At 37.7% G+C, this 12,415-nt stretch carries 8 protein-coding genes; 3 read left to right on the forward strand and 5 right to left on the reverse strand.

Translation table 11 applies throughout. The features are described from left to right. Window positions 1–69 precede the first annotated feature (69 nt). Window positions 70–1,551, forward strand: coding sequence for a peptidoglycan-binding protein (locus PL9214_RS03325; RefSeq protein ID WP_072717425.1), 1,482 nt, complete (start codon window positions 70–72; stop codon window positions 1,549–1,551). 151 nt (window positions 1,552–1,702) lie between these two features. Here the strand turns inward: PL9214_RS03325 and PL9214_RS03330 are convergent, their stop codons facing one another. The 3 genes from PL9214_RS03330 to PL9214_RS03340 form a co-directional block, all read right to left on the reverse strand. Then, a complete protein-coding gene (locus PL9214_RS03330; protein WP_072718632.1) occupies window positions 1,703–2,575 on the reverse strand; it encodes an SDR family oxidoreductase in 873 nt (290 codons plus the stop codon). Window positions 2,576–2,748: 173 nt separating this feature from the next. Continuing rightward, complete coding sequence (locus PL9214_RS03335) at window positions 2,749–4,404, reverse strand: alpha-amylase family glycosyl hydrolase (protein WP_072717426.1); 1,656 nt, start codon at window positions 4,402–4,404, stop codon at window positions 2,749–2,751. Window positions 4,405–4,524: 120 nt separating this feature from the next. Then, window positions 4,525–7,626, reverse strand: a complete 3,102-nt coding sequence (locus PL9214_RS03340) for a coiled-coil domain-containing protein (RefSeq protein WP_072717427.1) — start codon at window positions 7,624–7,626, stop codon at window positions 4,525–4,527. Between the two features lie 552 nt (window positions 7,627–8,178). Between PL9214_RS03340 and PL9214_RS03345 the strand changes: the two genes are divergently transcribed. Beyond that, window positions 8,179–9,498 carry a hypothetical protein gene (locus PL9214_RS03345; RefSeq protein ID WP_072717428.1) on the forward strand — a complete coding sequence of 440 codons (1,320 nt, stop codon included), beginning with the start codon at window positions 8,179–8,181 and terminating at the stop codon, window positions 9,496–9,498. Between the two features lie 149 nt (window positions 9,499–9,647). Here PL9214_RS03345 and PL9214_RS03350 read toward each other — a convergent pair whose 3' ends face one another. Continuing rightward, window positions 9,648–9,926, reverse strand: a complete 279-nt coding sequence (locus PL9214_RS03350; RefSeq protein ID WP_072718633.1) for a GlsB/YeaQ/YmgE family stress response membrane protein — start codon at window positions 9,924–9,926, stop codon at window positions 9,648–9,650. Between the two features lie 192 nt (window positions 9,927–10,118). On the opposite strand from PL9214_RS03350, the gene PL9214_RS03355 reads away from it, so the two are divergent. Beyond that, complete coding sequence (locus tag PL9214_RS03355) at window positions 10,119–11,204, forward strand: DUF3616 domain-containing protein (protein WP_072717429.1); 1,086 nt, start codon at window positions 10,119–10,121, stop codon at window positions 11,202–11,204. Window positions 11,205–11,291: 87 nt separating this feature from the next. Here PL9214_RS03355 and PL9214_RS03360 read toward each other — a convergent pair whose 3' ends face one another. After that, window positions 11,292–12,371 carry a fasciclin domain-containing protein gene (locus PL9214_RS03360; RefSeq protein WP_072717430.1) on the reverse strand — a complete coding sequence of 360 codons (1,080 nt, stop codon included), beginning with the start codon at window positions 12,369–12,371 and terminating at the stop codon, window positions 11,292–11,294. Window positions 12,372–12,415: the final 44 nt, after the last annotated feature.

Here is a 12,415-nt window from a genome sequence, read left to right on the forward strand (position 1 = left end):
CAAAAAGGGGATACAAGATGAAGTGGGGAAATTTCCTGACGAAATCTCGATCATTAGGTGTGAGGAAACATGACGAAAAGAATCAGTTCAGAACAGGATACTGTTCAAAAGCAACCTGTGGAGGGGAGCATTTTCTCAAATCAGGAACAACTTCTACATCACACAGTTTCTCAACAAAATGGGAAAAAAAACTATCAGTTTGCTTTAGCAACGGGTTCTTTACTGCTATTCACCTTATCTCTGATTACATTTAATCAAGCAAGTTCAACAGATTTTTTATTAAAAAAAGGAAGTCAAGGAACAGAAGTTAGTCATCTACAACAGCGTTTAAAAGCAGCAGGATATTGGTCAGGAAAGATTACTGAAAATTATGATCAAGCAACGGAAAACGCCGTTAAAACCTTTCAAAAATATCAAGGAATTGAAGCAAATGGCAAAGTAGATGAAAACACAAATTCTCTATTAATAAATACGGTAAAAAACAAAAGTTTATCTTCTCGTTATTTAGATCATAAAGTTGAAAATTTAAACCCTAGAGATGAACGTCTCCATCCTGAATTGAAACTTCAGAAAAGAATTAAAGGAGATTTAGCACCCAAATCTGTTGCTTATTCAGGAAATGGGTTATTTTTTGTCCAGAATATGATGTATGAACATTCGATTAATGTTTATGATCGGGAGTTTAATTTAATTAAAAAAATTAAGGATGAAGTCAAATTAAGGGATTATGGCTATCCCAATTTTAAAGATAATCAATATAAAGGTTCTCCGGTAGAAGCAGCGTTTTCCCCCGATGGAAAATCAGCTTATGTTAGTAATTATGAGATGTTTGGTTCGGAATTTACGAATCCAGGTTATGATACCTGTGAACCTTCTGATCAATTTGACTCTAGTTTTATTTATCAAATTAATATCCCTAATTTAGAAATTAAAAATGTAATTAAAGTAGGTTCTGTCCCTAAATATGTCGCGGTTTCTCCGAATAATCGTTGGGTTTTAGTTAGTAATTGGTGTTCGGGAGATTTAAGTATTATTGATAGTCAATCTAACCAAGAAATTAAACGAATTCCTTTAGGTCAATTTCCCCGTGGAATTGCGATTGATCCAAGCTCAAAAATTGCTTATATTGCGGTGATGGGAACATCAGATATCGCCGTTGTTAATTTAGAAAATTATACCGTGAATTGGATATATGATGTAGGGTTATATCCCCGCCATTTAGTGTTAGATAGTACAGGAAAATATCTCTATGTCACCCTAAATGGGGATGATCATGTTGCTAAAATTGAGACAAAAACTGGAGAAATAATTAGCAAAATCTTTACCGGAAGTGCACCTCGCAGTATGGTATTATCGCCCGATAATCAGTATTTATATATTGTCAATTACTATTCTAATACGGTGAGTAAAGTTCGCACTGAAACAATGGAACTTATCGACAATATTACCGTAGATTTAAACCCCATTGGAATTACTTTTGATCCCCAAACCCATCAAATTTGGGTGGCGTGTTACACCGGAAGTCTTATCATTTTACAGGATAAATTTTAATGATAGTGGTAGGGAACAGGGAATAGTAAGCATTAAAAAGGTTTTAGGATTTAGAGAGGACGGGTTTAACGAAATTGGGTTGATTTTTAATCAATTTCAATAAACCCATCCTTATAAAATTTGTATCCTTCTGTTTTAAACTAGAAATTAGCTATCGATGAGTTAATTTTCCTCCCGTAACTTCTACTAAACTTCCGGTCATAAAACTACTATCAGAAGACGCTAAAAACACATAAGCGGGAGCGATTTCTTCCGGTTGAGCCGCACGTCGCATCAGGCTTGTCTTATCAAATTCACTCACTTCTTCAATGGGTAAACTAGCGGGAATACTTGGAGTCCAGACCGCACCCGGAACAACAGCATTAACTCGAATATTACGACTGCTTAAATTGGCTGCTAAAGACTTCGTAAAAGCGTGTACTGCGCCCTTACTGGTTGCATAATCTACCAGAATATCTCGACCAATTTGTCCTGAAATACTGCCTGTATTAATAATAGTGTCTGCTTCTTTGAGATGATTTAATGATGCTTTCACCATATAGAAATATCCAAAAACATTAGTTTCCATCGTTTCACGAAACTGTTCTAAACTCAGATCTTCAAGGTTACTCTGAGCCATTTGATAAGCCGCATTATTCACTAAAATATTCAGTTTTCCTAACTTTTGAACCGTTTCTTGTACCGCTTGTTCACAGGAGGCAAAATCGCGCACATCTGCTTTGATTTGTAAACATTTTCTACCCTGTTTTTGTACTTCTTGGCAGGTGACTTCTGCATCCTGTTCATTGTGGTGATAAATAATTGCCACATCAGCCCCTTCCATAGCATAAGCGATCGCAATAGCTCGACCAATTCCCGAATCACCTCCGGTAATTAAAGCGACTTTTCCTTGCAATTTACCTGCGGGTTTATACTCAGATAAATCGGTTTGAGGCTGGGGGATCATATCCTCTTGAGAAGCTGGATAGTCCAGTTTCTGTGCTGGAATTTCAGCCGGAGTAAAATGATGTTTATCAGTTTGCATAACTAAACCTCTACTCTTATGTTTATCAATGTATTTCACTTCAATTAAACTACACTCTTTCATCCGAAATAAATTCTCTATTTTCATCAAAATTTATGTCTAAAGAGATAGAAGACGGGAACGTTATTTTCTCCCATCTCCTATTTCAACAGTCCAGAAATAGCCCTTATTATTTATTCTTTCCAGACAAAAACCTTCGCCTCATATTCGGGTAAATCGATGAGAATGTTGTCATCCCCCGACTCGATATCATAATTATTTGTCCACTCATGCCAAGTGCCATTTGCAGGGAAATGGGGAACTTGATAACCTGCTAAATATTGATCAGAGAAATTAACCACAACTACAACACGAGATCCTTGATCATTCCATCGGGTATAAGCAAAAACTTTAGCCTCTGCATCTTCATGGAAAAAATCAATATTTTCAGTATACAAAGCATGATTCGATTTTCGTAAAAAAATTAAGCCTTTGTAATATTGAAATAAACCTTGATTACTCTCATGTCCTAATAATGTCCAATCAATTTTTGCCGAATCAATGGTTTTTGGTTTATATTCCCCAAATTCTTCCCCCATCCAAATTAGAGGAATGCCTACAGCCGTCATTAATAATGCTACTCCTAATTTCACTCGTTTAAAGGCATATTCGTCAAAAATCTCTCGATTTCCTAACTCCACCATTAAACGATTTTGATCATGGTTGCCCAAATAATTAACCATATTTGTAGCTCCCATAAAGCCTTGACGTTTGCCATCTAAAATGTCTTTGAGTTGTTCTAAATCAAAGGTATCTCCACATAAATGATCCGTTAGAATATGATAAAAACTATCATGCCAACAGCCATCCATCGGCCCATCAGCATTGGTAATACTGGGGCTTTCTGGCACATATTCAGCAACATTGTAAAAGGGTTTTACCCCAGCTTCGTGTTTGGCTTCCTGGACTATCCAACCCATAAAATCATAGTTACCAATTTGTCGGGCTGCATCATAACGAATGCCATCAGTATGATATTCTCGAATCCAAAATCTCACCGTATCCCCAATAAATTTTCGAGCCGGATAGGTGTCTAAATTTTCGTCATAGAATTCATAATTAAATTCCGGCCCCCAGTTAAATTCAGCATCTTTTGGATCATGATGATACCAATAATCATGATCAATTTGAGTTAAAGGACAGGAAGATTCGGAATGGTTATAAACCCCATCCATTAACACTCGAATTCCTCGCCCATGACATTCATCAATCAGATGTTTTAATTGTTCCGTTGTGCCATAACTGGACTCCGTAGCAAAGAAATAACGAGGATTATATCCCCAACTATGATCGCCTGGATATTCTTTAACAGGCATTAATTCAATGGCATTTACCCCTAAATCACACAAATAATCTAACTTTTCGATAACGTGCTGATATTTACCCCGTGCATAAGGGTCATCTTCTCCCCCGGAAAAATCTCCAATGTGCATTTCATAAATAACTAATTCATGGTCGGGGGGTAAGGGTTTGTCATCATGTTTCCAAACATAAGTATCAATAATTTTTTCCCCTTCTTTAATCCGAATAATGCCATTTTGAGTCGGATCATCAATGTCTGTAGCGTAGGGATCTACAATTTCGACCCATTCATCGGGTTCTACAAACCAACTTTTGGAACGAACTCGAAATTTATATTGATACGTTCCATCTTCTAACTCTACTTGCGTCCGAAAATAACCATCTTTACCCTTTTCCATCGAAATATCTTTCCAGTCAGAAAAACTCCCGATTAGTGCTGCTTCTTTATTATAAGGAGCAAACAAAGAAAATTCAATTAAATTAGCCATGTTTTTAAGTCCTTAATGTTTAATGAGAAATCATGTCTAGTTCAATTCATTCAATCAAAAAGTATTGCTTTTTTAATAGATTTAGGTCAATTTACTAGACATGATCTTGAATTTTGCCTGTTAACGAATAACCGCTAACGCCCCTGCACCTGCGGCTGCGATCGCAGAAAGACTAGCAGTAAAAAATAACCACCAGGCGGCTGCGGCTGCGGCTTTTCGGGTTTCTTCGAGTTGATGTTGGGCTTCTCGTTTGACTTGTTCCACACGCATTTGAGCATCCATTTGTAGACGTTCAGCCCGTTGCAAAACCCGGTTACGACTCCGTTCAATTTGATCAATAATTCGATTCGCATCCGCTTCGGAAATATCTTCGCGTGAACTGAGAATTGCGACTAACGTATTACGATCAAATTGGGAAAGACGACTCCGTAATGCCTCAAAACCCGCTTGTGGATCATCAAATAAGGTGCGAATATCATCCCGAATTCCCTCATAATTTAATTCCGGTCGTTCTAAACTATTCAAATAGTTACGAATTCGATCTAAAATTCCATCTATAACCGATTGAATTCGCTGTTGAATACTTCTAATTTGCTCCAACAATTGTTCCCGGACTTGGAAAATTTGATCAGCAATTCGATTGGCTTCTGCTTCTGTCATATCCTCTCGTTGAACCAGCAAAGCCACTAAGGTTTCCCGATCAAAATGAGATAACCGTTCTCGTAAACTTTCCACACCTACCCGTGGATCATGAAGGAGTAATTTTAAATCTCGTTGAATTCCCGCCGGATTTAATTCCTCTCGATCCGTTGAGCGCAAATAATTGGCTAAAGCACTTTGGAAATCCTGAACTTTATGTTGAGTTCTCCGAGCTAACCGTTGGGGAGTTTTAGCAATACCTTGTAACGTCGATAAGGTACTATCAATGGTTTGATTAATTTGTTCCTCGCTTAAATCATTACGTTGGTTTAATAACTGAACTAATGTATCTCGATCAACTTTAGAAAGCCGTCGGCGAATCGCTCGAAGTCCCAGCTTAGGATCTTCTAATAATAAATTGAGATCTCGTTGAATGCCTTCGGGATTTAATTCTTCTTTTCCTGTATTTCGGAGATAATCAGCGATTGTATTCATCGCCTGATCATACTGCTTTTGAGCTTTTCCGATTAAGCGTTCTGGGGTATAACGAACTTGCAACCAAGTTGATTCAATTTGATCTAAAATTCGCTCAACGTCCGCTTCACTTAAATCATTTCGAGTGGTGAGTAACTGCACTAAAGTATCTCGATCAAATTGAGAAACACGCTCCCGAATTGCTGCCATTCCGACTTTAGGATGCTCAAATAAAGTTCTCAAGTTTGTTTCAATCCCATCGGGGTTTAATTCGGCTTTTCCGGTATCCCTGAGATAAGATTTTACTTGCAACCATTGTTGAGTTACATTAGCTTTAATTTGAGCTTGACGATGTTCTGATTCTTCCAAAACAGATGCTTTTGCTCTATCTAAATTCGCCGCCACAATTAAAACATCGTCGGAGGATAAATCCCCACGTTTTGGTAGGACAAGTTCAAACCAACGTTGTGTTAAAGGAGCTAAACGTTGACTTAACTGCTCAAAACTGACATGGTTATCTTCCAACAAGGGTTTCAAATTCAAGAGAATTTTTTCAGAGGTTAATTCATTAGCAGGGGTGGTGATAATATAATGTTCCACATCTCCTAAAACTGTTAATTGCATTTCCTGCTCAATCGCTTCTTCGGTAACTCGTAAAACCTCTACACGAATTGTTTCCAATAAATTCGCTAACTCTTGAATTCTAGCTTGGGTAAAAACGCCCCGTTGCCTTAATAAATTTACAAAATCAGCACGTTTTAATTGATGTAATTGTTCTGCTGTTAATTCAGGATCGGCATTGGGATCATAAATCACATCTCGAAAATCCTGTTCAACTTGTTCGGGTTTCATGTCCCAAAAATAAGTATTCAGGAGATAGTTTTCAACATCGGCTTTAATGGGGCTATAAGACTCCTTAGCCGTCAATTGATGAGCAATTTTCTGGGTTTGTTCACCCACTTGACCTTTGAGACGATTTAACTGATTCAGGATTTTTTCGACATCAAAATCCGAGAGATCACTGCGTCCGAGTACCAGTCCAATTAAACTATTCAGGCTCATCGTTAAGCCTTGGGACATAATAGTTGCAGGTTGATTGGGATTGTTTTGTTTTTGTTGAGCAATTAAGTCATCTATTTTTTTGTTTAAATCTGTTCCTAATAATTGCTGAGAAGTCGCCGTTTTAAGATAATTAACGAACTCTCCCATCATATCTTGACGTTGAGGCATTTTGCCAACGGTTTGACGCCAAACACTTTCTAATTGATCGGCAATTCGTTCCACATCCCGACGGGATAAATCCGTGCGACTTTTGGCTAAATCAATAAAAGTTTGACGATTAAAATTCGGTAAAGAAGCTTGACCTCCCATTTCTTTTAAATTCGGATCATTGAGAATAGTTTCAAACTCTCGACGAATTTCGGGAAGATTTAATTGCGGGGGACGTAATTTTTCTAAATATTCTTCGACTTGTTCACGCATGGTAATCGGATCAATTCCAGCCGTCAGTTCCCGACGCACAGCACTGGCTGCGGCTTCGGCGGTGGCGACAACTTGCTTACTAGCTGCTGCTCCTGTAAAGGCTGCACTTGCCATTCCAAATAAGCTTTGAATCCCCGATGAAGTGGTTTGAAAAGCAGAACCAATCATCGAACCAACGGTACTCGAACTCATCCAAACTAAGAGGGAAAAATAGGTAGCCCAAATGACTAAACCCACAATTGCTCCCAAGGTTGGCGACGTTAATAGACTCAGTTTAACGGCTAATAAAGACGCTACAAATAAAGCCAAGGTAACAGTAATAACCGTGGCAATTCCTAGGGTTTTTCCTACTTTTTTGAGCGTTCCTCCTAGGGAGGAAGATTTATGATCATCGGAATCAGAACTGGAAGAATTGCCTAGGTTTGAAATTCCAGCAGCCACTCCCAAGTTTGTTAATAAAAGTTGGATACCGAAAGCTAAGACGACCCCGGAGATTAAAGCCGTAAAAAATTGAGGGCCACTAAATACTAAAGCAGCTTCTTCAACGGTATCGACATTAGTATTATTCGTAGAAAATTGAGCAATCAATCCAGTTGTTAGATGGATTAGCTCTAAAGTTTTAACCATAATGGCTTCCTTGTTGATTCATGATTTTTATTAAACAAAATATTAGGCTGAAAGTTGTTTTAGCAACCCCTCCCATTAAGCTCTTCAGCTACAATCTTGAGTGTGTAGGAAAAACAGTTGATAAATCATCTACCCCAAGGATGAAACAAAATAAATTCGTAAGTTTAATAAAAAAAAATGAAATATCATCTACCTAGGGAAAGACTTAAAATTAAGAAATAAAGTTTATAATAAAATTCTACTCAAGTTTTCATCTCAATCTCATTGTTTAGATTTAAGATAGGAATTATGATCTTACAGGTGACAGGTGTAAGGACGAGACTTATCCGTTGGGATTAACAATCGTGTGAGCAAAAGTAGGGGTGAGATTTCCTCACCCTGAACAGGACTAATCAACATCCCCCTAAAATTGCTATAGCAATCCGCGCCTTCGAGACGGAGGTTGTAATCATTTATAACTGACATGAAACAGCCAGAAGTATTATCTTTGTTCCCTGTTCCCTGTTCCCTTTTGAACCAAGATTTTGGATACAACTTAAATAGGATTGCTATATGAATCGTTCCTTACAACACGCTCAAAAATTAAAAGAAGAAATCGTTGATTTTGTCTACGATGCAGAAGGAGAATTAGCGATCGCTTTAGAAACTTATGCGGCTCAACACTCCGGTCGAGAACGTCATGATATTAAAGCTCAAAATTTAATGATTGATACCTTTGTTTTGCAGGGGAAAGTGGGTCAACAAACCCCTTTAGAAATTTTTTTAGCCGAACATCCTCAATTAACTCCCGAAGAACGAGTCTTATTAAGCGGTTGGTCTAAGAGTTTTCTCGGCTTATTTGAAGTCTTAGATTGTGTCGGAGAACAATTTAAGTTAATGAACTGGTTAACAGCTAAATGTTATCCAGTGGTTTGGGATCAAGTATCTGGTGATCCTGAACTCAGCCGTTTAAAACCGGGTGAAATTATTTTAGCTCGAATTGCGCCTTTAAATGAAAATCAGTGGATATTTTTAGGGTCGGGAATTTTAAAAGGAAAATTGGGTAAACCTAAATTAGCCGTTGTGATTGGTGAGTTTAAGAAAAATTACAAAGAATTTTTATATAGTGATGCACCGGAACTCTTAGAAGAGTCTTGGGAGTCAGTGGCTGAATATCATCATGAATTTATTAATTTTTTTGGTCAAGATAGCATTAGTTTATCCGGCTATCAACTGAATAAAAAACTGAACGAACTTTATGAACAATTTAATCAAAAACGGTTAGCAGCAGCCGGAATTGATCAATCGAAATCGTTACGCGAATTAGCAGAAGAAGCAGGAAATGATGCTGAAGACCTAAAAACAGCCGCCCTAGAATCGGGTGCAACTGAGCAAGAAATTGCTAAAGTTTTGGAGTCTAAAACCTTAATGGTTATGCCTAAAGTTGAGTTACCCGATGAGATTAAAAAAGCGGAAGAAGTAACCGTATTTTCCCATCCTCGCTGGGGACAACTATTTTTACCGAACTATACTGCTTTTATCGAGCTTTTAAAAGTTCCTACACCTGAAAATACTCCTCAGTTAGAAACTAAAGTGCGAAAATATTTGAAAGAACCTCAATTTAACTATTATGTTTGGCAACAGTTAAAACAGGAAGCTTCTCTAGGCCTAGAACAAATCTTAAAACAGATTTTAGACCAGCCGGATTTTTCCTTAGAACAAGATTTAGATAAAATTTTATTACAATATGATAAACGTTCTGAACCTGATTTACCGGAAATTGCCAGTGTTCCTCGCCATTTAGATGATTTATTTAAGGAAGCTTTAACTCAAATTCAGAAATCTAAATCAAAAAGTAAAACGGCTACTAAAAAAAGCAAAGGGTTTCAATAAATCGGTCAAGTATTTTTATTTCTCTTCCCTATTCCTTGTTCCCTCCTCTCAAAAAAATAGAGTAGGGTTATCCTACTCCTTTGATCTTTGATGCTGTTAACTGTGAAAAGACTAATGGAACTCCAACGCTTGAAGTTTACAGGCTTCATTTAAGCAACTGTTCTCCGAGTAATTAATCCCCACAGGAAAATTAAGATGATAGCACCTAATACAGCAAAGAAAATACTAGGAATGGTTAAAGCTCCGGCTGAAGCAGCAGCAGCCCCCCCACTTCCAAAGAAGACTTGACCTAAATAACCACCGAGTAAAGCTCCTAAAATTCCTAAACCAATGGTGGCAAAAATACCGCCGCCTTGATGTCCAGGATAAATAGCTTTAGCAATAGCACCTGCAATTAATCCTAAAAGTATCCAAGCTAAAATACCCATGATTTTTCCTCCCGTAAGTCCTTTTTTATTAAGGCTTTGATTTAACACTTTAATCTTAACAATTGCCTGTTAAACAACTCATCTAGCCAAAGGAATAACTTACATCTTGCTTCAGAGAGAAGCTAAACTCTAGCCATGATTCCTTCCGTTGAGTAAACTAGAGATTAATCAAGTTAATTCAAGGGTAAAGCGATGTCAGAAGGTTTTTTACTCAGTCGTCTTCTTGTCCGTTTTGATGCTCCCGATGATGTATTATTAACGAATTTATCAGCCGTTGCCTTAACACCCGATGGAAGTTTATGGTTAGGAGCCGATGAAGGAACAGGTCTTGAGCGACTTTCTCCCATTGAATCTCATGTTTATGGTCATCATCAACATTTTGAATTAAGCAATTTTATTCCTTTAAATAATCCAGAAGAAGAAATTGATATTGAAGGCTTAGATTATTTTGATTCCTATCTTTGGTTGGTGGGTTCCCATAGTCTGAAACGCAAAAAGCCCAAGGGAAAAGATGTAAATTCAGATATCAAACGTTTAACCGAAATCAAAGCGGAAAAAAATCGTTATCTTTTAGCTCGAATTCCGGTTAAAAATGGACAATTATTGCCATCGTTTTCAACTGCTGAACCGAACAATCAAGAGTTCAGAGCCGCTGTGCTTGAAACTTCTCCAGACGGAAATCAACTGATCGAAGCTTTAAAAACAGATGAACATTTAGGTCTATTTATATCAACCCCTCTCCCGTCTAAAGAAAATGGGTTAGATATTGAAGGATTGGCTGTTTATGAAAATAAAATTTTCCTAGGTTTACGAGGGCCTGTTTTAAGAGGATTTGCCATTATTTTAGAATTAGAAGTTGAAGAGAAAGAACCCGGAGTTTTAATCCTCAAGAACATTGGGGAAAATGGCAAACCCTATCGTAAGCACTTTTTAGAATTAAAAGGGTTAGGAATTCGAGAGTTATGTGTACAGGGTGAAGATTTAATTATTTTAGCAGGGCCAACGATGGATTTAGATGGAATTATGAAAGTCTATCGCTGGAAAAATGCTTTAGCTCAATCCAGTAATACGATCTCTTATTTTAATTCCGAAGCGTTAGAGTTTTTATTTGATCTGCCATTTTGTCTTGATAGTGATCACGCCGAAGGTTTAGAACTGTTTAATAGTTTAGGACAGCCCGGTTTATTAGTAGTTTATGATTCCCCCAATTCTAAGCGAATTGTATCGGAACGGGAAATCTTGACAGATATTTTCCGATTGTCTAATTTTTCTAAATAGGGAATAAAATACAAAAAAACCCAGTTTACAGGATTTAAAACTGGGTTTTTATTTTACGGAACAATAGGCTTTAAGGAGTGATTAACCCTAATTCATTTGGCTAGGAAAACCGGGTTGTGAATCTGTAGGAGAATGGGGTTCAATTAAACCGGGTCTTGAGTTATCGTCAGAGTTTTGTTGGTTCATCTGATTGGAAGAGGGATTAGAATTCATCGGACTGTTGGTAGAATCATTCCGTTGATTCGTAGAGGGATTAGAATTCATCGGACGGTTGATGGAATTATTGCGCCAAGGTTGTTGTTGGGGATTAACTCGTTCAGATTGAGAATCAACATCTCGCAAATCTGAGGGAGAGTCTACATCAAATATTTCTTGATTGGTGCTATTGCGATCATTGGTATTCATCCGATCATTAGTATTCATCCGATCATTGGTATTCATCCGATCCATTGAAGAGTTATTGCGTTGTTGAGGAGTAACTCGTTCAGATTGAGAATCAACATCTCGCGCATCGGAAGGAGAATCTAAGTCTTGGGTATTCGAGGGTTGGCTATTATCAAATTGACTGATTTGTTGGGGGTTTTGAGAATTTTGACTTAAACTATTTTGAAGATTCGTTGGCATTAAAACCCGATTAATCCCATGAATTATACCATTGGTCGCTTCCATATCCGGTTGAACAACGCTGGCATTATTAACAATAACCCGATCCGGTGCTACACGAACTGCAAGTCCACCTGCGAGACTATCAATGCCTCCATCAGCCATTTGATTAGAAGGAACTTCACCTTCAATGACATGATAAGATAAAACCTGTTTTAATACTTCTTTATTTTCAGGCTGCATTAACATTTCTAAGGTTCCAGCCGGTAGTGATGCAAAGGCTTCATCTGTTGGAGCAAAGACAGTATAGGAACCGTCACCTGTCAATATATTTTCTAGTCCGGCTGCTCTAACAGCTTGAATAAAAGTATTATATTGACCGTTAGAATTAGCAACAGAAAGAATATTCTGGGATGACCCCATATTCTGCTGCATTTGGGGACTATTCTGTGTTCCTGAGTCAGGAGATTGCATCTGCGCTCTAGCGGGAACCTGGGCTAAAAAGCCTAAGCTGGCAATACCTAAAACAGCAATACTGTGGGTATAAAAACGATTGAATGCCATGATTTTAAACTCCGCCAAAATTTGTTTCTTTCCTTACTGTATAA

This window comes from Planktothrix tepida PCC 9214, from assembly GCF_900009145.1.
Classification (GTDB): domain Bacteria; phylum Cyanobacteriota; class Cyanobacteriia; order Cyanobacteriales; family Microcoleaceae; genus Planktothrix; species Planktothrix tepida.